Annotated in this window: 24 protein-coding genes and 1 tRNA gene; 12 read left to right on the forward strand and 13 right to left on the reverse strand. The window is 56.9% G+C overall.

The features are described from left to right. Window positions 1-16 precede the first annotated feature (16 nt). Together ACR0EK_RS02080 and ACR0EK_RS02085 are read right to left on the reverse strand one after the other, a co-directional pair. Window positions 17-442, reverse strand: coding sequence for a VOC family protein (locus ACR0EK_RS02080; RefSeq protein ID WP_480564639.1), 426 nt, complete (start codon window positions 440-442; stop codon window positions 17-19). A gap of 32 nt (window positions 443-474) precedes the next feature. Further along, complete coding sequence (locus tag ACR0EK_RS02085) at window positions 475-1,080, reverse strand: rRNA large subunit pseudouridine synthase E (RefSeq protein WP_480557910.1); 606 nt, start codon at window positions 1,078-1,080, stop codon at window positions 475-477. Window positions 1,081-1,293: 213 nt separating this feature from the next. On the opposite strand from ACR0EK_RS02085, the gene ACR0EK_RS02090 reads away from it, so the two are divergent. Further along, window positions 1,294-1,881 carry an HNH endonuclease gene (locus ACR0EK_RS02090; protein WP_480485548.1) on the forward strand — a complete coding sequence of 196 codons (588 nt, stop codon included), beginning with the start codon at window positions 1,294-1,296 and terminating at the stop codon, window positions 1,879-1,881. On the opposite strand, the gene ACR0EK_RS02095 is transcribed toward ACR0EK_RS02090, so the two are convergent. Together ACR0EK_RS02095 and ACR0EK_RS02100 are read right to left on the reverse strand one after the other, a co-directional pair. Beyond that, window positions 1,878-2,348, reverse strand: coding sequence for a disulfide bond formation protein B (locus ACR0EK_RS02095; RefSeq protein ID WP_480505075.1), 471 nt, complete (start codon window positions 2,346-2,348; stop codon window positions 1,878-1,880). The genes ACR0EK_RS02090 and ACR0EK_RS02095 overlap by 4 nt on opposite strands. Continuing rightward, entirely contained in the window at window positions 2,345-2,923 is a 579-nt protein-coding gene (locus ACR0EK_RS02100; RefSeq protein ID WP_480485552.1) for a YqaA family protein, read from the reverse strand. Before ACR0EK_RS02100 ends, ACR0EK_RS02095 begins: the two co-directional genes overlap by 4 nt. 145 nt (window positions 2,924-3,068) lie before the next feature. Between ACR0EK_RS02100 and ACR0EK_RS02105 the strand changes: the two genes are divergently transcribed. The 4 genes from ACR0EK_RS02105 (at window position 3,069) to ACR0EK_RS02120 (ending at window position 7,724) form a co-directional block, all read left to right on the forward strand. Beyond that, window positions 3,069-3,154 (forward strand) — tRNA-Leu (locus ACR0EK_RS02105). A gap of 462 nt (window positions 3,155-3,616) precedes the next feature. Beyond that, entirely contained in the window at window positions 3,617-4,585 is a 969-nt protein-coding gene (locus tag ACR0EK_RS02110; protein WP_480564643.1) for a TAXI family TRAP transporter solute-binding subunit, read from the forward strand. 101 nt (window positions 4,586-4,686) lie between these two features. After that, complete coding sequence (locus tag ACR0EK_RS02115) at window positions 4,687-7,296, forward strand: TRAP transporter permease (protein WP_480564646.1); 2,610 nt, start codon at window positions 4,687-4,689, stop codon at window positions 7,294-7,296. Next, window positions 7,293-7,724: a universal stress protein gene (locus tag ACR0EK_RS02120; RefSeq protein WP_480480811.1), complete on the forward strand. Its 432-nt coding sequence runs from the start codon at window positions 7,293-7,295 to the stop codon at window positions 7,722-7,724. Before ACR0EK_RS02115 ends, ACR0EK_RS02120 begins: the two co-directional genes overlap by 4 nt. Window positions 7,725-7,782: 58 nt before the next feature. Here ACR0EK_RS02120 and ACR0EK_RS02125 read toward each other — a convergent pair whose 3' ends face one another. From ACR0EK_RS02125 to ACR0EK_RS02135, 3 genes are read right to left on the reverse strand one after another with little or no spacing between them, the layout of a single operon-like run. Continuing rightward, the gene (locus ACR0EK_RS02125; RefSeq protein ID WP_480564649.1) at window positions 7,783-8,823 is read right to left on the reverse strand and encodes a lipocalin-like domain-containing protein; all 1,041 of its coding nucleotides are present in this window, start codon (window positions 8,821-8,823) and stop codon (window positions 7,783-7,785) included. Then, window positions 8,813-11,227, reverse strand: coding sequence for an FtsX-like permease family protein (locus tag ACR0EK_RS02130; RefSeq protein WP_480564651.1), 2,415 nt, complete (start codon window positions 11,225-11,227; stop codon window positions 8,813-8,815). Before ACR0EK_RS02130 ends, ACR0EK_RS02125 begins: the two co-directional genes overlap by 11 nt. Further along, the gene (locus tag ACR0EK_RS02135; protein ID WP_480564654.1) at window positions 11,224-11,871 is read right to left on the reverse strand and encodes an ABC transporter ATP-binding protein; all 648 of its coding nucleotides are present in this window, start codon (window positions 11,869-11,871) and stop codon (window positions 11,224-11,226) included. Before ACR0EK_RS02135 ends, ACR0EK_RS02130 begins: the two co-directional genes overlap by 4 nt. A gap of 172 nt (window positions 11,872-12,043) precedes the next feature. Between ACR0EK_RS02135 and ACR0EK_RS02140 the strand changes: the two genes are divergently transcribed. Continuing rightward, window positions 12,044-12,478 carry an ion channel gene (locus ACR0EK_RS02140; protein ID WP_209503849.1) on the forward strand — a complete coding sequence of 145 codons (435 nt, stop codon included), beginning with the start codon at window positions 12,044-12,046 and terminating at the stop codon, window positions 12,476-12,478. Here the strand turns inward: ACR0EK_RS02140 and cls are convergent. The 3 genes from cls to ACR0EK_RS02155 all read right to left on the reverse strand — a co-directional run bounded on the left by cls (window position 12,475) and on the right by ACR0EK_RS02155 (window position 16,597). Next, a complete protein-coding gene (gene cls / locus ACR0EK_RS02145; RefSeq protein ID WP_267366420.1) occupies window positions 12,475-13,887 on the reverse strand; it encodes a cardiolipin synthase in 1,413 nt (470 codons plus the stop codon). The genes ACR0EK_RS02140 and cls overlap by 4 nt on opposite strands. A gap of 24 nt (window positions 13,888-13,911) precedes the next feature. Next, window positions 13,912-14,883, reverse strand: coding sequence for an HAD family hydrolase (locus ACR0EK_RS02150; protein ID WP_480485564.1), 972 nt, complete (start codon window positions 14,881-14,883; stop codon window positions 13,912-13,914). A 94-nt stretch (window positions 14,884-14,977) separates the two neighbouring features. After that, the gene (locus tag ACR0EK_RS02155) at window positions 14,978-16,597 is read right to left on the reverse strand and encodes an arylsulfatase (RefSeq protein WP_480564658.1); all 1,620 of its coding nucleotides are present in this window, start codon (window positions 16,595-16,597) and stop codon (window positions 14,978-14,980) included. A gap of 205 nt (window positions 16,598-16,802) precedes the next feature. On the opposite strand from ACR0EK_RS02155, the gene ACR0EK_RS02160 reads away from it, so the two are divergent. Continuing rightward, entirely contained in the window at window positions 16,803-17,471 is a 669-nt protein-coding gene (locus tag ACR0EK_RS02160) for a Crp/Fnr family transcriptional regulator (RefSeq protein WP_480564661.1), read from the forward strand. Between the two features lie 99 nt (window positions 17,472-17,570). On the opposite strand, the gene ACR0EK_RS02165 is transcribed toward ACR0EK_RS02160, so the two are convergent. Then, on the reverse strand, window positions 17,571-18,659 hold the full coding sequence (locus ACR0EK_RS02165) for an AI-2E family transporter (RefSeq protein ID WP_480480827.1): 1,089 nt from the start codon (window positions 18,657-18,659) through the stop codon (window positions 17,571-17,573). Window positions 18,660-18,830: 171 nt separating this feature from the next. Here ACR0EK_RS02165 and ACR0EK_RS02170 point away from each other — a divergent pair, with 171 nt between their 5' ends. The 3 genes from ACR0EK_RS02170 to ACR0EK_RS02180 all read left to right on the forward strand — a co-directional run bounded on the left by ACR0EK_RS02170 (window position 18,831) and on the right by ACR0EK_RS02180 (window position 21,874). Continuing rightward, the gene (locus tag ACR0EK_RS02170) at window positions 18,831-19,697 is read left to right on the forward strand and encodes a YihY/virulence factor BrkB family protein (RefSeq protein WP_480472895.1); all 867 of its coding nucleotides are present in this window, start codon (window positions 18,831-18,833) and stop codon (window positions 19,695-19,697) included. Next, the gene (locus ACR0EK_RS02175) at window positions 19,694-21,595 is read left to right on the forward strand and encodes a cytochrome c3 family protein (protein WP_480564664.1); all 1,902 of its coding nucleotides are present in this window, start codon (window positions 19,694-19,696) and stop codon (window positions 21,593-21,595) included. The genes ACR0EK_RS02170 and ACR0EK_RS02175 overlap by 4 nt, the downstream gene beginning before the upstream one ends. Before the next feature lie 87 nt (window positions 21,596-21,682). Next, entirely contained in the window at window positions 21,683-21,874 is a 192-nt protein-coding gene (locus ACR0EK_RS02180) for a hypothetical protein (RefSeq protein WP_480480831.1), read from the forward strand. A 2-nt stretch (window positions 21,875-21,876) separates the two neighbouring features. Here ACR0EK_RS02180 and ACR0EK_RS02185 read toward each other — a convergent pair whose 3' ends face one another. After that, window positions 21,877-22,593 carry an RlmE family RNA methyltransferase gene (locus ACR0EK_RS02185; protein WP_267365935.1) on the reverse strand — a complete coding sequence of 239 codons (717 nt, stop codon included), beginning with the start codon at window positions 22,591-22,593 and terminating at the stop codon, window positions 21,877-21,879. Continuing rightward, a complete protein-coding gene (locus ACR0EK_RS02190; RefSeq protein ID WP_267365936.1) occupies window positions 22,593-23,705 on the reverse strand; it encodes a Ppx/GppA phosphatase family protein in 1,113 nt (370 codons plus the stop codon). Before ACR0EK_RS02190 ends, ACR0EK_RS02185 begins: the two co-directional genes overlap by 1 nt. Window positions 23,706-23,883: 178 nt before the next feature. Here ACR0EK_RS02190 and ACR0EK_RS02195 point away from each other — a divergent pair, with 178 nt between their 5' ends. After that, window positions 23,884-25,770 carry a PhoX family protein gene (locus tag ACR0EK_RS02195; protein WP_480564667.1) on the forward strand — a complete coding sequence of 629 codons (1,887 nt, stop codon included), beginning with the start codon at window positions 23,884-23,886 and terminating at the stop codon, window positions 25,768-25,770. A 249-nt stretch (window positions 25,771-26,019) separates the two neighbouring features. Then, a complete protein-coding gene (locus tag ACR0EK_RS02200; protein ID WP_209503861.1) occupies window positions 26,020-26,316 on the forward strand; it encodes a virulence factor in 297 nt (98 codons plus the stop codon). Window positions 26,317-26,326: the final 10 nt, after the last annotated feature.

Consider the following 26,326-nt stretch of genomic DNA (forward strand, 5'->3'; position numbering starts at 1 on the left):
GTCGTTTTGTATGGGTTCAAGACCAAAGATGGGCTTCCGCAAATTCGATTGAGTTTCCGGCCGGGTCGCGCACGTACAAGGAACGTGCGCCTCCGGGCCAGTCGAATTCTGCATCTACGGGGACATTCCAGTCCAAAAGGTGCTTGCGCATTACCGCGATTTCATCTCGGGTCAGTACAAGACACACGTGTCCTGCACCACGGGCGCCGTGGGACGGAACAGGCATGTCCGGGTTCAGGGGCGGCTGTTCCGTCTGTTCCGGGTTAAAGATCAACAGGACCGATCCGCCAATTCGGTAAAACACGTGGCGGTCGGCGACACGCTGAATGCGTTCCAGGCCCAGTACTTCGCCGTAAAACTGTTCCGCTGCGTCCAGATCATCGACATAAAGCGACGCTTCCAGAATCGCCGAAGGGGCCGGTATTCCGGGGGTTAGTTTCATGACCCGAGTTTAGCAGATCAGGGCAGGGTATGTCACCGGCGCGGTCGACGGTCGCGTTTTCGTTGCGGTGTGGAGTTCAGGGACGGCATGGGCAGGCTGTCCCACTGGCCCGGTTCCAGGTCGTCCAATGTCCAGTCACCGATGCGGCAGCGGATCAGGCGCAGGGTCGGCAGGCCCACGGCGGCCGTCATTCGACGCACCTGACGGTTTTTGCCCTCGCGTATGGACAGTTCTATCCAACTGTCTGGTACAGTCTCGCGTTCGCGGATTGGCGGGGTGCGGGGCCACAGGTTGTCTGGCTCGTCGATCTGCCGCACCTTCGCCGGACGGGTCAGGCCGTCTTTCAACTCGACGCCGTTTCGCAGCGCTTTCAGGGCGGTTTCGTCCGGAATACCTTCGACCTGAACCCAATAGGTTTTTGCCATCTTGTGCTTGGGGTCCGAGATCTGCGCCTGCAACTTGCCGTGGTCGGTCAATAGCATCAAACCTTCGCTGTCACGGTCCAGTCGACCGGCGGGATAAACCCCGGGCAGATCGATGAAATCGGACAGTGTACTGCGCGGCGTATCCGCATTGTCGCGGTCGGTGAACTGCGGCAGCACATCATAAGGTTTGTTGAAGCGAATGAACCAGGACATGACGTGCGCATACCCTGAAGAGTGCACCCCGCGCAAGCTGTGGATAACTGTCATGTGCCTGTTACGGATTCGCATTACCCAGTTTGCGACATATTGTGGAAAATCAGGGCTTGTCAGAGTATTAACACGATATATAGTTATATTAAGGCCGGGGCGGGTGTTCCCCGCTCTGATGTCAAAAACGGGCAGAGCAGAGCGAGGAGCGATTCTGATATGGACGGAGACTTCAGGACCGAATTTGTCAGGGAGCCAGGTGCATTGAAGCATCATCCGGCATTGGTTTTGAACGCCGATTATCGCCCCCTGTCTTATTACCCGTTGTCCCTGTGGCCCTGGCAAGAGGCGATCAAGGCCGCCTGGCTGGATCGGGTCGACATCGTGGCCGAATACGACGAAGTGGTTCGCAGCCCGAGTACGCAGATCCGAATACCTTCGGTCGTTGTTTTGAAAGACTATGTAAAACCCAGAAAGCGCGTGGCCTTCACGCGCTTTAATTTATTTCTGAGGGACGAGTTCCGATGCCAGTATTGTGGCAGTCGTGGTGATCTGACCTTTGATCATGTGGTGCCACGCGCCGCCGGTGGGGTGACTAGTTGGCAGAACGTTGTGGCGGCCTGCAGCCCGTGCAACCTGCGCAAAGGGTCGAAATCACTGCGTCAGGCAGGAATGAACCTGCGTAAGCCGCCGCGCCAGCCTGACGCCGAAGCACTGCGCAATGTTGGTCGGAAATTCCCCCCCAATCACTTGCACGAAAGCTGGATCGATTTTCTGTATTGGGATGCAGAGCTGGACGAATTCTAGGCCCGGCCTGACTTCCACGCCGCGAGCCAGATCAGCACCAGAACAGCCGAGGCAATGGCATTCCACCCAGCCATCGAGATGTTGAACATTTCCCACGGGATATCGTCGCAGCGAACCAAAGGCGCGGACATAATCTGATCGAACAGATCGTCATTCGACATCCCACTGATGCTGCCGGATGTGCAACTGGTCGGACCTTCCCACCACCCCTGCTCAACGCCGGCGTGATAGAACCCAATGCCCGAAGTGGTGGCGGCGGCCATTGCGCCACAGAGGGGCAGGAAACTTAGCCTTGGTAAGGCCAGCGCCAAAACGCCAATTGCGATTGCGAACCCATGCGGGTAGCGCTGCCAGATACACATTTTACATGGGGCAAGGCCGCCCAGATGCTGAAAGCCAAAAGCTGCCAGCAGAAGGGCCAGGGACCCAAGACTTGCCAGTGCGATAAGTTGTGAACGTCTCGTCATAGGTATTTCACCACCAGGAAGCCACCAAACAACAGGATGATGAACAAGGTGAACATCAGCCCCAGGCGTTTTTCGATAAACTCACGGATCGGCTCGCCAAAGCCCCAAAGCAGGGCCGCAACAAGGAAGAATCTGAGCGCGCGTGCCAGTATCGACGTTGCGATGAATGTTCCAAGCGGCATTCCTGTCCAGCCGGACATAATGGTGATGACCTTGTACGGGAAAGGCGTCACACCGGCGGCCAGAACCGCCCAGAACCCGAAATCGTTGAAGCGAGTGTTGAATTCTTCCATCGCATGAGCCTTGCCCATTGATTCAAGAATGGGCTGTCCCAGACTTTCATAGAAAAACGCACCAATCGCGTAGCCCAGCATCCCGCCCAGAACCGAAGCCACCAGGGCAACAGATGCAATCAGCCAGGCGCGCGACGGGCGCGCCAGGATCATCGGAATCATCAGAACGTCGGGGGGGATTGGAAAGAACGAGCTTTCGACAAAAGCCACTACGGCCAGCGCCCACAGCGCATGAGGGTGTTCCGCCAGACGAATTGTCCAGTCATAAAGCGATCGCAACATTAAGCACTCAAATCCCGTTCTCGACCCGGGAAAGCCAAACCACGCACCTGACGGCCCGTCAACCATCGCAGTGGAAACAAATGGATTATTGGATGATTTTTGCCTCTGGACCTTCCCTTTGATGGGCGCTAATCCAGTGTTCGTGGCCCAAGTGGCGGAATGGTAGACGCAGGGGATTCAAAATCCCCCGGTAGTGATACCGTGCCGGTTCGAGTCCGGCCTTGGGTACCAAAGTAAAAACAGGGAGTTAGGGGAACCTGCTTCCTGTTTTTCTTTTCGGGCCACTTGCGTGTTCGCACACTTAATTCTTACTTTTCGATCTGGTCTGGTTCCTTTCAGTCCTCTGGTATCAACTTCTCCCTGCGAAAGGGCACCATATACGACCCGCTGTTGAACCGACCTGAACATATTTGGGAGCAAAGACCAGGAAGACCGATCTGGCGGGTATTGCTGTGTGCCAGAGGGGAAAATTCGAAATCTGCGCTCATATATGCGGATTGATGCGAGTCAGGCTGGCGCTGGCCTTGACATTGATAGTATCTGAATGAACCCTCAAAGGGGTTGGGAGAAACTGGAAAATTCAACAGGTTGCACCTGCTGTAAGGCGGGCCGATTATCGTTATCGGCACAGTTTTATGGGCAGATGATCGATTTGAATTCCAACTGCCAGACAAAAAATGTGGGAGTATTGAAATGAGAAACAGCAGCAAATTGAGCCTCGGCGCGTTTGTAACCGCAGCCATGTTGGCTCCGGCGGCGTATGCCGAAGAGTTCATTACAATCGGTACCGGCGGCGTGACCGGTGTTTACTATCCGACAGGTGGCGCGATCTGCCGTCTGGTAAACAAGGGCCGGAAGGAACACGGTGTCCGCTGCTCGGTCGAATCGACCGGTGGCTCGGTCTACAACATCAACACAATTCGCGAAGGCGAGCTGGAATTCGGTGTTGCCCAGTCCGACTGGCAGTATCACGCGTATAACGGCACCTCGAAATTTGAAGAGGCCGGTCCTTTCGAAAACCTGCGCGCCGTCTTCTCGGTCCACCCTGAGCCCTTTACTGTTGTGGCCCGCGCCGATGCAGGCATCACAAACTTTGAAGACCTGAAAGGCAAGCGCGTGAACATCGGGAACCCCGGTTCCGGTCAGCGGGGCACCATGGAAGTTCTTCTGAGCGAAATGGGCTGGTCAACCGATGATTTCGAACTGGCGACAGAGCTGAAAGCGGCTGAACAATCGGCTGCCCTGTGCGACAACCAGATCGATGCTATGGTTTATACCGTTGGTCACCCGTCTGGTTCGATCCAGGAAGCCACCACAGCCTGTGACTCGGTTCTGGTGAATGTCAGCGGTGAAGCCGTGGACAAGCTGGTCAACGACAATTCGTTCTACCGTACTGCAACCATCCCCGGTGGCATGTACCGTGGTTCTGACGGCGACACCCAGACGTTTGGCGTAGGTGCGACTTTTGTGACTTCGGCAGATGTGTCGGACGACGCGGTATATGCGGTGGTCAGCTCGGTCTTTGAAAACTTTGAAGACTTCAAAAAACTGCACCCGGCGTTTGCCAACCTCAAGCCCGAAGAAATGATCGCGGACGGCCTGTCGGCGCCGCTGCATCCGGGGGCCGAGAAGTATTACAAAGAAAAAGGCTGGATTCAGTAAACCAGACCTGAAGCAGGGCGCTTTTTAGGGCGCCCTGCACAACGCCTGTACCAAGCAGGTGAGTTAGAAGGTCAAAAATGGCCGCGACGGGGAGACATTTGATGAATTCCGACACTCAATCCAATCGTCCGCTTTCCGAAGAAGAGCTTCAGGATCTGGTCGCATCATCCGACGCGGGCGGGCGTAATCCGGTCGGGAATGTAGGTGTCTTCCTGGCGATTGTAGCCGCGATCTGGTCGATTTTTCAGGTTATCCTGGCGTCGCCGCTCGCAAACTACGTGTTGCCAGGTAGCGTGGTAAACAATGCGCGGCAATTCCATCTTGCCTTCGCTCTGTTTCTGGCATTTGCGGCATATCCAGCGCTGAAAACCAGCCCGCGTGGCTTTATCCCGATTCAGGATTGGATCATGGGCTTGGTCGGTGCGTTCGTCGCGCTGTATGGCTATTTTTTCTATGACAAGATCGTAAATGCAGGCGGTTTGGCCGACGATACGGACAAATGGGTCGCGTTGCTTGGCTTGGTGCTACTGTTCGAGGCCGCGCGACGCGCGCTTGGCCCGGCCATGGCAATTATCGCGACGATCTTTTTGGCCTATGTCTTCTTTGGCGCATCTGAATGGGTGCCGGAAGTTATCCGCTGGAAAGGTGCGAGTCTCAAAAAGGCGATGAGCCATATGTGGATCACGTCTGAAGGCGTGTTTGGCATCGCCTTGGGCGTTTCCACCAAATTCGTGTTCCTGTTCGTGCTGTTCGGTGCGCTGCTGGATAAGGCAGGGGCGGGGAACTACTTCATCAAAATGGCTTTTGGTGCGCTTGGACACCTGCGTGGTGGTCCGGCCAAAGCGGCCGTCGTTGGTTCCGCTGCAACCGGCCTGATCTCGGGCTCGTCGATTGCCAACGTTGTGACGACCGGAACATTTACCATTCCGCTGATGAAGCGTGTGGGCTTTAGCAGTGAACAGGCCGGATCGGTCGAAGTGGCCTCATCGGTCAACGGTCAGATCATGCCACCTGTGATGGGCGCGGCTGCCTTCCTGATGGTGGAATATGTGGGCATCTCATATGTCGAGGTGATCACCCACGCCTTCCTCCCTGCGGCGATTTCTTACATCGCGCTGGTCTATATCGTGCATTTGGAAGCTGTGAAGCGAAACATGCCGACTTTGGGCGACCGTGACGTGCATCTGGCGCGAACCGTTGTGGGTATGTTGGCTTTCTTTCTGGTGTTTGCAGGGCTTTGTTACGGCTCGCAATTCCCGGTCGATGCTGTAACAAGCTGGGTACCGTCTGCGGCAGGCCTGGTGCTGAGCTTGATCGTCTGCGCGGTTTATGTCGGATTGCTCTATCTGGCCGCTCAGGTGCCGGACCTTGAGCCGGACGACCCGAATGCAAAAGAGGTCACGCTTCCTGTTATCGCTGATATTTATAAGGCAGGTTTGCATTACCTGCTGCCGATCATCGTTCTGGTTTACTTCCTGATGATCGAACAGAAATCGCCGGGACTGTCGGCGTTCTGGGCGACCGCTTTGCTGTTCGTAATCCTGCTGACGCAGAAACCGCTCAAGGCTCTTTTCCGGGGGCAGAGCAATCTCAAGAACACCTTTGTCGATGGCGTCGCTGACCTGTGGCAGGGGTTGATTGATGGTGCACGGAACATGATCGGTATCGCGCTGGCAACTGCCACTGCGGGCGTGATCGTCGGCACAGTGACTTTGACGGGTGTTGGGCAAGTAATGGCTGACCTGGTCGAGTTCCTTTCAGGCGGCAATCTTATCCTTATGCTGGTTATGGTTGGGCTGCTCAGCCTGATTCTGGGCATGGGTCTGCCGACCACGGCGAATTATATCGTTGTCAGCTCGTTGATGGCCGGGGTCGTCGTTGAACTGGGCGCGCAAAGCGGGCTGATTGTACCGTTGATCGCTGTGCACCTGTTTGTGTTTTACTTCGGGATTATGGCCGATGTTACACCGCCTGTTGGGCTTGCAAGCTTCGCGGCGGCTGCTGTGTCGGGCGGTGATGCGATCAAAACCGGTTTCACGGCGTTTTTCTACAGCCTGCGCACCGTGGCACTGCCTTTTGTGTTCATCTTCAACACTGATCTTCTTTTGATCGACGTTACATGGCTTGAAGGGATCACGGTGGCCGTTTTCGCGACCATAGCGATTCTGGTCTTCACGGCGGGTACGATGGGGTATTTCCTGACCCGCAGCCGTATCTATGAAAGTGTCGCGCTCGTTCTGGTGGCATTTGCTTTGTTTCGACCAGACTTTTTCATGGATCGTATCTCGCCTCCGTTCAAATCGGTTGAACCCGCTGCATTCGAAGAAACCATTGGTCAGACACCGCCGGGAACAGATGTACGCCTGGTCGTCGCGGGCCCCGATTTCGATACGCTCGAGATGGTGGATACAACCGTTGTTGTCACTGTGGGCGACGAAGAAGGAGGGGCCGCGCGAGTCGAGGCGATGGGCTTGCTGCTGGTCCCCGAGGACGGACTGATCAAGCTTGACGAGCCGCTGTTCGGCACGCCGGTGGCCGACGATCTGGGCATCTTCGACTACTATGGCGATGAACCCGTACGCCTGGCCTCGGTCAGCTTACCGTCCGACCAGCTGCCCAAGCAGTTGGTTTATATCCCAGCGATGATCCTCTTGGGACTTATCGCGTTCCTGCAACGCGGCCGTGCCGCCAGACAAGGGGTGCCCGCATGACACGTTCTGTTCTGTGTGCCATTGATATCAGCAATGGCGAGATTGATGCTCCGGTCCTGAAGAAAGCCGCAGCTTTGGCGGATCTGGAAGGGGCACAGTTGGATGTTGTGACTGTGTTGCCCGATTTCGGGGAAAGCTGGGTGTCCGGGTTCTTTGAATCCGATTTTCACGACAAGGCGTTGGCTGAGGCGCAGGCCAAACTGACGGCGCTGTGTATTTCGGCATTGGGGGCCGAGCGCAATGAAAGCATCCGCCATGTCGTTGCGACAGGCACAGCCTATCAGGAGATTCTGAAAACCGCCGAAAGCGCCGGTTCCGATCTGATTGTGATCGGCGCGCATAAGCCGGATTTTAAGGACTACCTGCTTGGCCCGAATGCCGCGCGAGTGGTGCGGCATTCCAACGTCTCGGTGTATGTCGTTCGCTGACTGATTTTCCAGCGCGCAAAAGATCGCGTCGCTGGTCGTGAACAAATATCGGGTTGGTTCAGTAGCCTGTCATCTCAAGATAGCCAACGCCTTCATGGCTGCCGGTTACGGTGACAGGGCCTTCCCAGTATTCGAAACTGGTACCCATCCACGCATCAGGTGTCAGGGCGGAGACCTGAATTTCTATGCCCCGGTCCACAAGATCGACTTGCCAGTGTGTCGGGATGTCACGCCCGGCAACCTCGTTGGTACTCAGCGGCAAAAGGCTGATTGAGCCGTTGGGGATGGCCTCAGTACTGCCGTCTGAATTGATCCAGGTGGCCGAAGTGAAGTCGCCTCGGTCCCCGCGCAGGCGAAAAGCCATCAGCTTATCGCCGCCCTCAAAGCTGAGCGAGAACCAATCCCAACCCCTCTGATCTGCCGCCAAGGGTTGTGAGGACCATTCCCGATCCAGCCAGCCCTGACCGGTTACACGGACTTCGCTATCCGGCAAATGCAGCACGCCTTCGACTGTATAGAAGGGCTGCGAGTAATAGTAACTTGCCTGCCCATCAGAAGATTTGACCGAATAGCCCGCGTCGCCGTGAAGAACCAATGGCCCTTGCGCAGTCAGCGAAAGGTCATAGCCGAAGTCTTCACCATTTGCCGTCAGTGACAGGCTGTCCAAATCCGATCCGGCCATGCGCCATTCATCAATCCAGGCCTCAAACGGTTGTACTGTCACACCGGCCTGCCCAATCCCCCCGCGTGACAATCGCTCGGTAAAAAGATGAGCCTTGGGGGTCGTCACGGCAGCATGACCCATCCAAAGTTGCGGGCTTTGCCACCCGTCGCTGTCATAGGGCTTCAGGGCAGATCGGAACAGAGTCCATTGAATGCCATAGTCCAGGCCGTCGTCCCCTTGGAGATTGGCCGTCAGATACCACCATTCGATGCGGTAGGCCGGGTGGGGGCCGTGGTCCCTTGGGAAATCAAACTCATACCCGGCTACTGGCACGTCAAAGCCTTCGGCCGACCCGCCGAGACCTGCGTAGCCCTGCGCCCAAAGCGGTATCGGGTAGAGCCACATAAGAAGGAACAGAAGGGTCCTAACGTTCATTGGCGAACACTCTCAGCAGATCGGCGGGTGGCAGGCGCAGCATCCGTAGCGCGGGCAGGGCGGCGGCAAGCAGGGCAGCAAGAAGGGTCAGTAGAAACAGCCGCAGCCAATCCCAGGGGAAGACGAACATCGGCAGGCGCCAACCAAAAGCCTGAACGTTGATCACCGTCAGCAGAACCCATGCCAGAACAAGCCCAAGTGGCAACGCCAGACAGGCGGTCAATGCCGCCAGCAATAAGCTGCGCAACAGTTCCAGCCCTGCAAGTTGCGCCCTGTTTAGCCCCAGCGCCCAGACCGGTGCGATCTGTGGCAGGCGCTGGGTCCACAGGGTCAGTAGACTGGTGAGAATGGCAAATCCTGCCACGCCGAGGGTCAGCACATTCAAGGCCGAGGTCACGACAAAAGTCTTCTCAAATATCGACAACGACTGCGCCTTCATTGCAGCTTGCTGTACGACAGACTGACGTGGAAGATTGAACCGTTCCCTTAAGGTTTGCACCATTTCGGTTGCGTTTTCGGGGTTTAGACGAATGCCAAAGCGGCGGGCCTCCGTACCCGGAGCGATCCGGTTCAGTTGGTCCATCGAGACGATGGCTTGCCCGGTAGGATTCCCATAATCCGAATAGACCCCGGCGATGGTCAGGATGTGGTCCCGCGATAAGGCCAAAGCACCGCCGGGCCAGAGATCGGCACGCCGGGCCAGTTGCTCGTTGATCAGAACCGCACGTCCGGCCATGACGTCATCCCATGCATTCGGGCTTGAGGTGATCACCGGCCAGTTCTGCCGATAGACCGGATCATCCACGACACCGTAAAGAAACAGAGGCCCCGTTTCGTGCGACAATTCCACATTTCGGATTGGCAGAATGGCTTCGACCTGAGGGCGCAGCCAGTCGGTAATCTCCTGCCCCTGATCGTCGTCGCTGGCAGTCAGGTAGAGTTCTGACGTCAGGCGCTGGTCAAGCCACCCGACGAATGTCAGCCGGAAGCTGGACACCATCGTGCCTACGCCGACATTCGCCGCCAAAGCCAGCAACAGGGCCATCAGGGCAAGTGACAATCCGGGCAGTTGTGCCCGCATATCTGCCCAAACCCATTGGGCAACAGGCCCCCGCGCCGCGCGGCCGCAGAGTGAAAGCGTTAGAGACAAAAGCGCAGGCAACATCAAAGCTGAACCGGTTAGCAAGCCAGCCAACAGGGCAAACCCGGCGATCAGCCCCCCGAAAGTGACATAGGCCAAACCGCCACCCAGAATCATGATCAGACCCATCGCCGCAGCAAGATGGCGCGCGCGGGGGTCGCCCCGCCACGCTTGAACGCCCGGACTTGCCAGCAGGGGCATACGCGACAGGCGCCACAATGCGTGGCCGCTGGCCAGCAATGTGCCAAAGACTGCCATGGCAATCCCAGCCAAAAACCATTCCAGTTGCAGCGTCAGTTGCCCTGTTACTGGTGCGCCGTAAAGGCCACGCAACGTGGCCGCGACATCGGGCAGAAGTGCTCCGGCCAGAAAGAAGCCCAAAAGCAACCCGACGAGCCCACCGATCAAGGCCAGAAATGTCAGCTCGGCAAGGATCAGCCAGACCAGTAATCGCATCGAAACACCCAGTGCCCGCAGCGTGCGGATAATGCCCCTGCGTTGGGCAAATGCCAGCCCGACTGTGCCGTTCACGATAAAAAGGCCGACTGCAAAGGACAGCAATCCAAAGGCTGACAGGTTCAGGTGGAAACTGTCGGTCAGCCGAGCAGTGTCGATCTTTTGTGACGGGCTGATGCGTTCCAGCTCTGGCGCGATCGTGGTCAGGGGCTGAAGCCCGCGGGGTTGATCGGGCAGAATAATGAGCCGCGAGACTGAACCGGGCTGATTCAGAAGACGTTCGGCAACGCCGATATCCGTCAGGATCACATCCGGCGGCAGCGCTGAGGTACTGAGAACCGGGGGCAGAGTATCGTGACCGCGCAACAAGTGCTCCAACTCTGTCGAAACCAGCAGGCGGCCCGGAGCAGTCAATATGTCCGCCGGGTCGGGCGGCGCACCGCTTTGCTGGGCCTCGGTAATTGCGGGCAAGGCGGGATAGGCCACCATATCCACGCCCATCAAACGCAACGTACGTCCAGCGACCCGATAAGGGCCTTCCAGTACGGCGGCCACCTGCCATCCCGCGCGACGCAGATCGACATAGCGGGACATGGGGATGAAACCGGCTGGATCTCGCAACTCGTCAAACTGCCCAAGTGCCAGCTGGGCGTTGGCACGGGAATAGCTGGCGCGGGCTTCGGCATTGATGGCCTGAACAGCGGACCACAAACCAGTTGCCAGGGCGATACCGATTAGCAGTGTTGCCAGTTGCAACCGGTGCACCCGCCAATGGGACAGCAGGGCCTGGACGACGGCCAATGTCATTGGATGCACCCGCCGCTCAGCCGTAGGTGCGTGTCCAGACGGGCCGCGATCTGCGGGGAATGCGTCACCAGTAGTAAAGCCGCGCCAGTATCAGAAACAAGTGACAGCATCAGGTCCAGCACTTTGGCGCTGGCGGTTTCGTCAAGATTGCCTGTCGGCTCGTCCGCCAGCAACAGTTTCGGGCGCGCGGCCATGGCCCGTCCTATGGCCACCCGCTGCTGCTGGCCGCCCGACAAGCTTTCGGGGTAGCGGTCCAGCAGATCCGAAAGCCCAAGCCGGTCTGCCAATTGCCCGGACCATTGGGCATCTTCGGTACCTGCAAGGCGGGCATGAAAGGACAGGTTTTGCCCCACGGTCAGCGATGGGATCAGGTTGAACTGCTGGAACACAAGCGAAACCTTTCTGCGCCGCAGCTCGGCCCGGCCCGCATCATCCAAAGGGGACAGGGGCGTGCCATCCAGCGTAATCTCGCCTCTGTCGAAACTGTCCAGGGCGGCGGCCAGATTCAGCAAGGTGCTCTTACCGCTGCCGCTGTCACCGGTCAGAGCAAGCGTTTGTCCCTGATCCAGTGTCAGAGACACGTCGCGCAGAACGGGCCGCCCGCCGGGGTAGGTTTTCTGAACTCGGTCGATGATCAACAGCATGAAGCGCCCTTTTTTGCACAGGATGTGCGTTGGACTTCCCAACTGTCCAGTGCAGACCTTACTCCGGTTCCTTTCGCCGCAGGCTACTTCATCTGGCGGCGGGGTTGTGCCTTGTGGTTCTAAAGGTCATTGTGCCCAGGCAATCCATGGTCGAAATTCAGGGTGAGAATACATGACGTTGCTGCATCAGATCGTTTGGGGCAGTACCTTTCTGGGTATTTGCATCCTGATCGAGATTCTCTTTCTGACCTGGTGCACGATGTCCATAATCAAGATGGATAAAAGATGGGTCACACGCGGGGTGTTTGTGGCAACCGCGGGGCCAATTGCCGTTGCCTTGGGCTTCATTATCGCAACGCACACCATTCAGGTCTGGATCTGGGCTATCGTCTGGGTATTGCTGAATGTTCTGCCGGACTGGAACTCGGCCATCTATTTCTCGTTGGTGACGTTTACGACGCTCGGATACGGCGACATCGTTTTGGGTGAAGGGCTGCGCATTTTCGGCTCGTTTGCCTCGGTCACCGGGCTGTTGGCGTTTGGATTGTCGACCGCGTATCTGGTCGCACTGATGACACGCGTCTTTCAGGAGAGGTTCTTTTCCTAAAGGATCGGAGCAAACAACCGCGCCAGCGGCGCACCAAAGCGGATGTGGGCCGGTTGTTGACGCAACCTGCGGGTCAGTTCGTAGCTAGATTCGAAATCTTCTTGTAGCATCTGGTCGACGGCCTGCGCAGCCCGGGCATCAAAGAACAGCGCCATTGCTTCGAAGTTGAGGCGGAAGGATCGGTTGTCGAGGTTTGTTGTTCCAACAGCGGCCAGCGTCTCGTCAACAACGAACGCCTTTTGATGCATGAACCCACCGGTATAGCGGAACACGCGTACGCCGCAGTCGCGGATTTCATCGAAATAGGCAAACGCGGCCAGCCAGGGCAGGCGATGGTCGATCATGTCAGGAACAAGGATGCGTACATCCACACCGCGCATCGCGGCATGTTGCAGGGCTGTCATGACATCGATGTCGGGTACGAAGTAAGGCGACGCAATCCACAACCGTTCTTTTGCCTCGGCGATTGCCGCAAAGAACATCATGGCGCCAGTTTCGGTTTCGTCTCCGGGCCCGGTCGCAACCAGCAGGGCATTCATGTTCTGTTCGGATTCACTGCCCGCCCAGTCAAGTTCATCGATCAGGTCTTCGTTATGTGCCCAATGCCAGTCTTCGGTGAAGATAAGCTGCAATTGCCGGACGACATGACCGGACATCATGATGTGAGTGTCGCGCCAGTGGCCGAAATGCGGGTGTTTGCCCAGATATTCCTCGCCTACATTGTGCCCACCGATAAAGCCTGTCTCGCCATCGATAATGACGGTTTTGCGGTGGTTTCGGTAATTCAGCTGAAACCGAAAATTCGGGCCGCGTTGTTGACGAGGGTCGGCGACATCAATCCCGGCTTCACGCATGGTATCCAGATACGCGCGCGGCAAACCATAACTGCCGACTGCATCGGTCATGAAACGGACGTGAACCCCACGTTTCGTCGCCTCGATCAGCTTGGATTGCAGTTTGCGGCCCAGTGCGTCGTCTCTGATGATGTAGAACTGAATGAGGATATAGTTCTTGGCCTTGTCGATGGCGTCGAAAATGGCGTCGAATGTGGCGTGCCCGTCAACCAGCAGCCGGGCACCGTTTCCGCTGGACACAGGAAGATGCGCCAGAAACTCGAATGGGCGCGGATTGATCGACATAGACGAGGGATCGGGCCTTGAGTAATCGGCAAAGGTTTTGATCCCTTCAACAACCCGCTCACTTTTCTGGCGCGCGATGCGATATCCGTGAAAGCGATGGTGTCCCAGAAAAAGATACAACGGCACCGCCAGGAAAGGTGCTGATACCAGAAAGACCACCCACCCAACTGCACCTTGCGGTGTTCGCGCGGTTTGTGCTGCTCGGATCGAAAACACAAATGCAGCCACGTACAACGTGAATACAAAGATAGATACCAGCGCTGTCCACATGGGGTCTTACATCTTTCGGGCCGTTCAGTTTGCCCCAGTGTAGATGCGTGACCAGTCTTGCGCCATATCGACAATGATCCATCCCTTGTCAGAACCCTGATCCAGCCCGTCTGCCAGCTTTCCTATTGGGCTTTCGCGGTCATAGGCCCATTCGCGTTCGGCGTCCGTGTGGTGGATCAGAATTCCCAAACGCGGGCCATCACCCGACGTTGTCCAATCCAGCATAGCGAAATCTCCGTCCGAGTTGCCTGCGGCCAGAATCGGGCGTCTGCCAATCGTACGTTCGATGTTGATCGGCTTGCCTTCCTTGTCGTCGATGAAGGCTAACCCCGGTGCCTTGATGATCGTCGGGTTGCCGTCGATCACCTTATAGGTGCTGTCTGCATAGCTCCCCAATATCTGTTCCGGCGGGATACCATATGCATCCTCGGCAAAGGCGCGCATGAAATGAATGCCGCCGCCGGATACGATGTAGGTTTTGAAACCCTCATCACGCAAGTAACGCAGCAACTCGACCATCGGCTGATAGGTCATCTGGTCATAGGGCAGGCCGGTGCCAGGGTGGCGTTCGGTTTCCAGCCACTGCGCAACACCTGCCTGAAAGTCATCGACGCTGGTGCCAGAATGCGATGCGTTGACAACTTCGATCAGCGCCTCATGCCCGCCTTCAAGAACGGCCGCTAGATCACCCTTTGCTGCAGCTTCCAAAGCAGGAGTTGCCAGGATCGACGGGTCCCGCTCGGCCAGATCGGCCAGTCGGTCCATGGCAAAAACAAACTGGAAATACACGGGCTGTTCGGCCCAAAGCGTTCCGTCATTGTCGAATACGGCGATCCGGTCATCGGGCGTCACGTAGTGAGCTGAGGCAGGGTCGGTCACCTCGTCAACAAACGAAACGATTTTCGCTTTGGATTCTAGATTGTTCCAAGAGGGCAAGGGGTCGGCGATGGCGACCGTCGCTCCTAGCACACTGCACAATATCAAAAACAGACGCACGGATTATTCCTCAATTTTCAACTGCCAATGAGAAGCGCCGGGGCCCCGGTATCGGGACTCCGGCTTTGTCGTGTCTTGGATCAAACGGCCAGCATCACGGTGCGCCCGGGGGTGACGTCAACTTCTCCATCACCTTGTCGAGGCTGAAGCTCGCGGCTTCTTGCCGGGGAGGGTACTCCTTGAAGGTTTCAAGGAACTGCGCGACATAGGCTTGCGCAGGTACCAGCATGTAGGCACGGTCGAGCATCCAGTCATAGTAGGTGTTCGATGTGCGATAGCCACGCTCGTATGGGTCGCGTCGCAAGTTGGCGATCAATGGCACACGCAGAGGGGTCAGAGGCTCCATCCAGGCGCGCAAGGTTGCCCATGCCTTTTGTTCAAGGAAGGTGATCTTCCAATCACCGAAGCGCAGTGCCGCAAGGTCACCATCGTCGGTGAAATAGAAGATTTCCCTGCGCGGGCTCTCATTTGTTTCGCCGGTCAGCAACGGCAGGATGTTGTAGCCATCCAGATGCACGCGGTAGTCACGCCCGCCGCCAACTTCGGCCACGGTGACGCCTTCCAGAAGATCTTCTTTCACGGTTTCGTTGCCAGCCGCCGCCAGGAATGTTGGCAACCAATCCATATGGTGCACGATCTCGTTCGACACAGCGCCTTCGGCAATCTTGCCGGGCCACCGAACCATGGCGGGTACGCGCCATGCGCCTTCCCATTGGGTGTTTTTCTCACCCCAGAACGGTGTCATCGCGGCATCTGGCCACGTATTCATGTGCGGACCATTGTCGGTCGAATAAAACACGATGGTTTTATCGGCGATGCCCAGCTCGTCCAGCGCAGTAAGGAAGTCACCGATATGCATGTCGTGTTCGATCATGCCAGCCGTATACTCATCCACCTGCTTGCCCACGATTTCATTGGCTTTTGCCCATTTCTCTTCGGAAACATGCGTGCGGAAATGCATCCGGGTGCCTGACCACCAGACGAACCACGGTGTGCCGCTTTCCTCTTGTTTGCGGATGAATTCAATCGCAGCTGCCGCGGTTTCATCGTCGACCGTTTCCATACGCTTCTTGGTCAGCGGGCCGGTATCCTCGATCTCACCACCTGCTGTCGACTTGATTACACCGCGCGGGCCAAAAGCTTGTCGGAAGGTTCTGCCATCGGGCAGAACAGCATCATTGGGATAGTCGATGTTTTCCGGCTCTTCCTCGGCGTTGAGATGGTAGAGGTTGCCAAAAAATTCGTCAAAACCGTGGTTTGTCGGCAGATGTTCATCCCGGTCGCCCAGGTGGTTTTTTCCGAACTGACCCGTGGCGTAGCCTTCCGCTTTCAGAAGGCCCGCAATGGTCGGGTCTTCGATCTGCATGCCTTCCTCAGCGCCCGGCAGGCCAACTTTGGACAGGCCCGTGCGGAAAACGGATTGCCCCATGATGAAAGATGATCGCCCAGCCGTGCACGACTGTTCACCGTAGTAATCCGTGAACATCATACCTTCTTCGGCGATACGGTCGATATTGGGTGTCTGATACCCCATCAACCCCCGCGTGTAGGCCGAGATGTTGGACTGACCAACATCGTCGCCCCAGATCACAAGGATATTCGGTTTCTGGTTCTGCGCCCAGGCGGGTATGGCCAGTGTCAACGTGGCGGTTACCACGGCAAGTCGGCGCAAGTTACTGCGCCAGGTGCCGGATAGCGAACGTGGAGGTAACATGGTTTGCTCCTGATTTGAGAGGATCTTAGTGACCCTTGGAAAATTAAATCTCCGGCGTTCAAACGCATGAACAACACGGCAGCAATGTGTTGATTCCCATGTCGAAAATATCAGATCCTGGGAATCGAACGTTTTCAGCATAGGTCAGTTCTTGCGTTGGAAACTCATCATATGATTATATCTCAAAGTACAAATGTGAGACAAAATGAATAATCTGAAGCTATTACGAAACACCGGATGGTTCAGTGACCGCTCGTCAGAGTTTCAAGCCGATTTGGCAGCTCTTGGCATACTGAAATTGGTTGAGGCGGGTGAGACACTGTACCACTACGGTGATACGGCAAATGGAATCTACGCGATTCTCAGCGGTGGTGTGCAGATAACGGCCCCAGCGGACGATGGTCAGGAGTTCGTTTTGCACCGCGATGGCGCTGGGTTCTGGATCGGCGATCTTGCGTTGTTTGCTGGTGCACTGCGTCTGGTCAGTGTTGTCACGACGCAAGCCACTCAAGCCTTGTTTTTCCCTAACCTGAGCATCTCGCGGTTGATTCAGAACAATCCTGACTACATCCGGGATTTCTATGCGTTGACGCATGAGAATATGCGGACCGCTTTGCGCATCATGGCAAATCTGGCTGTGACGGGAACGGAGAAGCGGCTGGTCTTGAGGTTGCTTCACTTGGACGAAGGGACCTCGAAAACCGAAGGCTGGATTGATGTTTCGCAAGACGATCTGGCAGCGATGATTGCTGTATCGCAGCCGACTTTGCACAGGAACCTTCACCGGCTTGTGGATTTGGGGTTAATCGAACTGGGGTATGGCCGGGTTCGACTGCTGGATCGGGGCGCATTGATAGCCAGTTGTCAGACCTGAGGTTTCGGGTAGCGACACCGGCATGCGGTTCAATATACGCGGACAGGCTGGCCGCTGTGTACGGTACCCGACGAACTTAAGCCTTTGCCACGCCGTGGTTCAGTTTTTCGCACGCGCCTGACTGTCCTCCTCGCCCAATTGGCCGTCCAGAGACATCATGATTGCGACCGGGCGTAAAGCAGGGATGTGGCTGAACACGATCAGGATGCAGACCGTCAGTGGCACGCTCAGGAAAGCACCGATCAGGCCCCAGACAGTTGTCCAAAAGGTCAATGCCAGAATAACTAGGAATGTCGACATGTTCAGCGAACGTCCCAGCATGGCCGGATCAAGGAAGTTACCGATCAGGAATTGAAGGGTGCCGCACCCAAATAAGATAATCAAAAACGGAACGATCGTATCAAACTGAACAAGCGCGATCATGGCTGGGAAAAACACCGCTATGATCGACCCGATCGAGGGTATGAAGTTCAGAGCAAAGGTCAAAACGGCCCAGGTTTCCGCATATTCCAAGCCAAGAACCCTGAATACAAAATAGCTGATGCCCGCTGTGATCAGGCTGATCAGCGTCTTTACCCCAACATATCGTTGCAGGCTGATCGATATGGCATCAAGCATGGTCGCAAAATCTGCGCCGGTTTGGGGGTCACCAGCCGCAAGTTGAATTTTCTTGCGAAAGGCCAGACGCTCGGCCATCAGGAACGCGACATAGAGGCTGATCAGAAAGAACTGGTTTAGCAGGGACGTAGCGCTGCCCAGCAACAGGCGTGCGACATAGGTCATGTCGATGCTGACCAGATTGTCGCGGATGAAAGTGGTGACATCGTTGCCGACAAGACCGGTTATGCGCTCAACCGCCCCGTCGAACTGGTTTTCGTAGGTGCTGACGGACCGAGCAAACTGCGTTGCCTGACTGCCCAGCACGTACATGATCATGAACAATCCCACCAGAACCACGGTCACTCCGGCGATATTGGCCAACCAGACCGGAGCACGGGTCAGCGCGGTAACGCGGTCGCTCAGCGCAATGATCAGAACGTTGACCAGCAGCGCCATGGCAAGAGGGATCAGGAAGTTCGCCCCCGCATAAAGCCCCAACACTATCAGCGTCGCGATAATGCAGGTGTCGCGGACAACAGACAGTTTTAGCCTGGGGCGAGCCGTGAAATCTTCCTGATCCGGGATCATTCAGTATCCTGTTTATCTGTTCTTACGCAGGCTGGTGATCGCCCCGCTTTTTCCAATCCTGCACCTGCAATCCGTTTTTAGCAATGCAGTCAGCCGTTTGCAGATCGGCATTTGTCACTTTGATACCGATGACGGGTTCTGTGTTTTATTTCGGCAGGTTAGGGTTGCAGGATGACAAAGCCCACGATTCCCCCGTTTGGCCGCCCGCTTCAGGCACTGTGGCTGGCACTTCGCCGGTTCGTCAGGAAAAACGGACCTGTCATGAGCAGCCACGTCGCCATGTCGCTGATGATGGCCCTGTTTCCCTTTGTGTTGTTCACCGTGGCGCTGGCCGGGGCATTGTCGCAGGACTATGTCACTGATGAGTTGATTGATCTGCTGTTCGGGGCATGGCCCAAGGATGTTGCGGACCCTATCGTGGCCGAATTGCGTGCCGTTCTGGCCGGGGCAGGGTCGGGTGTGATTACGCTGGGTGGCTTACTTGCGATCTACTTTGCCTCCAACGGGGTTGCCGCAGTTCGCGCTGCGATGAATCAGGCCTATCACGATCAGGACAGTTGGCCTTTTTGGAAGACCCGGCTTTTGTGTCTGGTTCTGGTTATCCTTGGCGGTTCGGCAATCCTTGTTATTGCAACGGTCGAGGTGGTCTTGCCGGTCTACACGAAACTGGTGGCAGAGCATACCGAAGCTCCGGTAGCGGACTGGCTGTCCGTAGATCGCCTGCGGTGGACGTTTACCGTGGCCGTTCCGGCAGGCACCGTCCTGCTGGCTCATCTAATCCTGCCAACCCGCAGGCACAGCCTGACCCAGATCCTGCCCGGCGTCATACTGACATTGGTTTTGTGGGCAGCTGGCGGATGGGCATTTTCAGTCTATATCAGCCAGTTCGCCACCTACAGTGCCACATATGCGGGTTTGGCCGGGGCAATGGCTGCGCTGATCTTCCTGTATCTGTGTTCTGCGATGCTGATCCTTGGCGCTGAATACAACGGCGCATTAATCGACCTTCGGAACGCCGCTGAAGGAGATATGGCATGAGATTTGCCATTCTGGCGGCTTGCTTAACCCTCGCAAGTGAAGGGCAGGCGCAGTCACTGGAATATGTCGGGTCGGATCAATGTTCGGACTGCCATCAACGCGAGGCCGAGGCATGGGCTTCGTCTCATCATGCCTTGGCCTGGACGGAAGTTGGCGACGGCCATCTGGTCGCCGATTTCGATGGAACCCGGTTCGTGCAGAACGGGATGACGGTTGAATTTACTAAACAGGCAGACAGGTTCACAGCTCGTGTAACTGAAAAAGACGGTGCGACGACGGCATATGATGTGCATTCCGTTGTCGGGATCACGCCTCTGCAACAATTTCTGTTTGAAACCGAACCGGGGCGGTTGCAAAGTTTTGATGTGGTCTGGGATACCGAGCAGAAGCGCTGGTATCACTTATACCCCGATCAGGATCTGCCGCCAGAAGACGGGCTGCACTGGACGGGCCCTTACAAGAACTGGAACGCGCGCTGCGCCGAATGTCACGCCACAGGGTTTGAAAAGAACTACGACGCGCAATCCAGAACATACTCTTCCCGACTGGCCGAGATTGGTGTTGGCTGCGAAGCCTGCCATGGACCGGGATCGGCACATATCGATTGGACCAAAGGGCAGGGCGTTGCCGAGGGGCTGAGTGATAGAGGCTTCTCGATGAGCTGGGGCAAGGGCCAGACCGAGGCCGGGATCCAGCAATGTGCCGGATGTCATTCGCGGCGCGAGGCGCATGGCAACGGAAGTCCTTTGCCGGGAACCCCGTATCATGATGCCTATAACCTGGCTGTGTTGCGGCCCGGTTCCTATCATCCGGACGGGCAGATACTTGATGAGGTCTACGTTTACGGCTCGTTCCTGCAATCCAAGATGTATGCCCGAGGGGTCGGGTGTATGAACTGCCACGAGCCACACAGCGCGCAGTTGAAGGCCGAAGGCAACGGTATTTGCACGCAATGTCATTCCACGGCCGCAAACCCTGAATTCCCGACGCTAGCGAAACAGGAATACGATACCCCCAGTCACCATCATCACGTTATGGATAGCGCGGGTGCCCAGTGCAAAAGCTGCCACATGATCGAACGCACTTATATGGGAGTGGACGGTCGCCGGGATCACAGCTTTCGCGTGCCGCGACCGGATTTGGGATTAGGGGCTGATGCCTGCACTGATTGCCACCAGAATAAGGATCAGGTCTGGGCTGCCAGCCGGATCAAAGGGTGGTTTCCTGACACAGCCAATCGGGGCGCACATTTTGGTACGGTATTCAAAGCTGCTGCCGATGGTCAGTTGAAAACGCCAGAGGGTTTAATTGCTGTCGCAATGGACCCCTCGCAACCCGCTATCGTGCGCGCAACAGCGGCGTATCTGCTGCAACCCTTCGGCTCGCCCGAAGTTGCCGCGCACACAGCGCCACTGTTGCAGGAAGACGATCCGCTGATACGCGCAAATGCAGCAGCCTTGCAGCGTCAGGCGAGCCCAACGGATCGTGCCCAAAGGTTAGAGCCCCTTTTGTCTGATCCTTTTCGCAACGTTCGCATTGCCGCCGCCAAGGAGTATCTGAGTATCCCTCCTCAAGCTCTGACACCTCAGCAACAGGGTCTGGCCGGGCAGGGGATGGCCGCGTGGCAGGCGGCGATCTCGAACAGGCTGGATGCCCCGGAAACGCATCTGGTTCTGGGGGGGATGGCCTTGACGCTGCGCAACGCCCCGGCTGCCGAACGGGCCTTTCGCGAGGTTGTAGCGCTGGACCCTCAACGTGCCGAAGCGTGGCCCATGGTGGTACAGCTGGCACAGATAAATCGCGGCCCGGAAGCCGCACGTATCGCCCTGCGAGAAGCCTTGGGCAGGTTGCCCGATGACCCGGCCTTGCTGCAATTGCTGCAACAACTGGGCCCCTGATCCGGCACAGGCTTGCCCGATTTGTTCCATCTTCACGGCAAGATTTTACGCTAACGGCATTTCAGAACTGTTGTTTTGAGGTGATGTATGTCCACTGAGTCAACAAGACAGAAAGCAACCGGGCCGAACCCTGCTACACTGGCGCAGCGCATTGAAGAGCTGCGCAATCGCGAGCCTGTATATGTTTCGCACGGGGATACTCTGATGTTGCAGGGTATGGCGGCCACGTCGTTGCGTGAACAACGTCTGACCGGAAACCGTATCCGTTTGGAAGATTAAGTTCAGCCGCGAAACCCGGTTGCTATAACGAATTTCTCGGAGCTGTCTGAACGGGATGCGGGCGGTTTCACATGCGCCACTTTCTGAAATTTCTGCTTCAGAAGTTTTTGCAAATCGCCCTCGGCGCCGCCAGCAAGAACCTTGGCTACAAATGTGCCACCTTCTTCCAGCACGTCAAAGGCGAAATGGGCCGCAGTTTCACACAGCGCGATGATCCGCAGATGGTCGGTCTGCTTGTGACCCGAGGACGCTGCGGCCATGTCCGACATTACAACATCCGCCTTGCCACCCAGCCAGTCCTTGACCTTCTGGTCGGCGTCATCCTCCATGAAGTCCAGCACATGGGTATCGGCACCCGCAACCGGTTCCACTTCCTGCAAGTCGATGCCCAGCACCGTTCCGATCCGTTTCCCCGATTTTTCACCAAGCGCGTTTACCCGTTTGACTGCAACCTGGCACCAGCCACCGGGTGCGCATCCCAGATCAACAACCCGTGCTCCGGGTACGAGAAAGCGGAACTTGTCGTCAAGTTCCATGATCTTATACGCGGCCCGCCCACGGTATCCTTCGGTCTGGGCGCGCTTGACATAGGGGTCGTTCAATTGCCGTTCGAGCCAGCGGGTCGAACTCAGCTTGCGACCACGTGCGGTTTTTACCTTTACCTTCAGGTCACGTTGCCCGCGCCCCGAGTTGTTTTTGCCAGTTGGTGTCTTCGCCATCAGAACGGTCCGTCTTCCAGTACCCCGTCCGCGCTCATCTGCGCATAAAGCAGGCCCTCGCGCAGGCCCCGATCTGCCACGGAAAGGCGATCAGTGGGCCAACAGCGCAACAATGCCTGCAAAATGGCCGAGCCGGACATGATCAGGGCCTGCCGGTCTTCCCCAATCCGAGGATCCCGGCGGCGCCCATGAGGGCCGAGTTCTAAATACCCGCGTATCACTTTGTCAATCTGGTCACTGGTCATACGCAGCCCGTCAACTTTGGTCCGGTCATAACGCTTCAGGCCAAGATGCGATGCCGCAACCGTAGTGACAGTTCCGCTGGTGCCGACGATCTGAAAACCTTCACGGGTTTGTTCATCTTTGTAAGGTGCGAAATCGGCCAGGTTTTCTTCGAAAAACCAGCTCATTAACGCAAACCGCGCGGCGTCGTTTTCGACGTCATTGAACTGATCCCGCAACGTGGCAACACCCAGCGGCACGCTGATCCAGTCCACGACTTTTGCAGCCGGAAAAGGGCTGTCGACCGTGTGAAATCCGTTATGCAAACGCATGATCGCAGCCGGGCGGTCACGGCGAGGGACGGACGAAATGTCGATCCAGACCAGCTCGGTCGAACCGCCGCCAATATCGACAACCAACAGCTGTTCGGTCTTGGTGGACACCAGCGGGGCGCAGGAAATCACCGCCAAACGGGCTTCTTCTTCGGGTTGGATGATTTCAAGCGTCAGCCCGGTTTCGCGTTTGACCTGCCGGATGAATTCGCGGGAATTCTTGGCGCGGCGGCAGGCCTCGGTCGCGATCAGACGCATCCGTTTCACTTTGTTCCGTTTGAGCTTCTGTTGACAGATTCGCAGCGCCTGAACGGTGCGTGCCATCGACGCCCGCGACAGACGTCCGGTGCGTTCCAGACCCGCGCCCAGCTGCACGGACTTGGAGAAGCTGTCAACCACATGAAACCCGCTGCCCTTGGGCTGGGCTATCAACATGCGGCAACTATTTGTTCCCAAATCCAGAGCCGCATACAGGGCATCCGGATCGGGTCTTGCCGGCGCGGGGCTTTCGACCGCTTGCGGGAACGCGCCCGCACCTTTGGGACGCTTGGGCGCCATCGTAACGCCCTCCGATTTTCGAGTTGATTTGACCCTAGGCGGCGCATCGCCGACGTGCAAGCGATTTCCATTTCGAATTTAGTCTGGATGTCACACGCCGTTCATACTGAGGTGCGATTTGAACTTTGATCCCGCTTGAGGGATTCTTGATCGCAATTAGCCGCAGACGGAGCCTGCCATGAAAGATGAACGTGTCCTGACCTTTGACGAATTCGATGAAGTGGTGAATCCGCGCCCAGAGGAATGTGAGTTTGACCGCGTCGTCGAGCGTGCCTTATCACGTCGTGGATTTCTGGGCGGCGTATTGGCGATGGGAAGTTTCACGGCCTTGGGTGGGGCGCTGCTTCCGACTGGTGTGCGCGCAGCCGCAGATCGCTTTGCGTTCGAGGCGATTCCGGCGTCAACTGCCGATGACGTCATCGTGCCGCCGGGCTACCAGGCCGAGGTGATGGTGCGCTGGGGTGATCCGCTTTGGTCTGATGCGCCCGAATTCGATCCGGCCACCCGTGGAACTGCCGCCAGTCAGGAACGTGCATTCGGTGATAACACCGACGGTCAGGATGTGTTTCTGCACGAGGGTCACGTTCTGCTGGTCGTAAACAACGAATACACCAATCGCGATATCCTTTGGGGAAACAACCCGGACGCCAAGGCCGCCTCGGATGACGATGTTGCCAAAGGCATGATGGCGCATGGTGTGACGGTGGTCGAGATTGCAGCTACCGATGGCAAGTGGGGCATTGTTAAGGATAGCCCGTATAACCGCCGCATCACGCCGCAGACAGACATGTCACTGACGGGCCCTGCCGCGGGCCATGATCTGTTGAAAACTGCCGCTGATCCGACAGGCACCACCTCTAAGGGCACCTGGAACAACTGTGGCAACGGCATGACCCCATGGGGGACGTATTTGGCCTGTGAAGAGAATTTCAACGGCTACTTCTCGGCTGAAGACGAAAACCATGAAGTCAGCGCCGAACTTCAGCGCTATGGCGTTTCGTCCAAAGACTGGGGATACGGATGGGCCGGAATTGACGAGCGTTTCGATGTCTCGAAAAACCCCAACGAGCCGAACCGCGCAGGCTATGTTGTCGAAATCGACCCAACCGATCCGGCCTCGACGCCTCGCAAGCTGACCGCGCTTGGTCGGTTCAAGCATGAAAACGCCGAGGCCATTGTGAACAATGACGGTCGCGTCGTCGTCTACATGGGCGATGATGAACGGGGCGAGTTCCTGTATCGCTTCGTCTCGGAAGGTGTTTATGCCGCTGGTGTGGATACGAATGCGCTGCTTGAGAACGGTACGTTGTCGGTTGCAAAGTTCAACGACGACGGGACTGGTGAGTGGCTGGACCTGACCCCCGAAACAACTGGTATGACGTCGCAGGCCGAAATCTGCATCCATACGCGACAGGCAGCGTCGGCCGTGGGCGCGACCACTATGGACCGCCCGGAATGGGTTGCGGCCAATCCGAACGCGCCCGAGGTCTATTGCTGCCTGACCAACAACAAGAACCGCGGTGTGAAACCGAATGCCGGTGGCGACGACACTTCGGTCAACGGGCCGAATCCGCGCGATGCGAACAAATACGGTCAGATCGTGCGCTGGCGTCCTGAAGGCGGTGATCATGGCGCATCGGGGTTTGAATGGGACCTGTATGTACTGGCCGGAAACCCGACCGTGCATCAGGATGCTTATGGCGGCTCGGATAATGTCAACGCCGACAACATGTTCAACTCGCCCGATGGGCTGAAGTTTGACAGCAACGGCCTGCTGTGGATCCAGACCGACGGCAAATACAGCAACGAGGGCGACTTCGAAGGGCAGGGGAACAACCAGATGCTGGCAGGCGACCCGGTTACCGGTGAAATCCGTCGTTTTCTGGTTGGACCGAACGAGTGTGAGATCACTGGGCTCAGCTGGTCGCCGGATCGCCGCACCATGTTTGTTGGTATTCAGCACCCCGGTGAAGACGGCAACAGCCACTGGCCCGACGGTGGTAACTCGGTTCCACGTTCAGCCATCATTGCGGTTACTCGTCTAGACGGCGGGCTGGTCGGTTAACCCTGGCAAGACGCGCTGAATCAAGCCTCGGGCGGGTCATGCCGTCCGGGGCTTTTTGTTCATTATGCAGCGCTCTCATAGTGACAATGAGAATTTTGGTATGCGTTTTCGTCGCGAGACGGGTTAAAACCCCGCCACGCCACCGTGGGCGAAAACGTCGCTTGAAAAGCGCCGGGTGTCGAAAACCGACCGACCCATCCCCACATTGAAGTTTAGAACCGGCCCATCGGGTTAGGAGGAATCACAGTAATGCCTGACGTCACCATCGTGTACTGGCGCGACATTCCCGCTCAGGTCATCGTCGGCAAAGGCCGTCGCGGCGCGAAGCGGCAATTGGAAGAACGGTTCGAGCAAGCCATCGACCGCGCCGCCATGAAGGTAAACGCCAAGGACAGTGATGCCTATCTGGCCGAATGGCGCAAGGCCGAGCCTTTTGCGGTTGATGGCGACCCGGCAGAAGTAGCCGAGGCCGAGGCCCTGCGTCTGGAAAAGGAATACGATCAGGACCGCATTAAAGCGCTGATCGCAAATGACGGTTGGGCATAAGCCCGGATCT

The organism is Ruegeria sp. AE4, assembly GCF_056542185.1.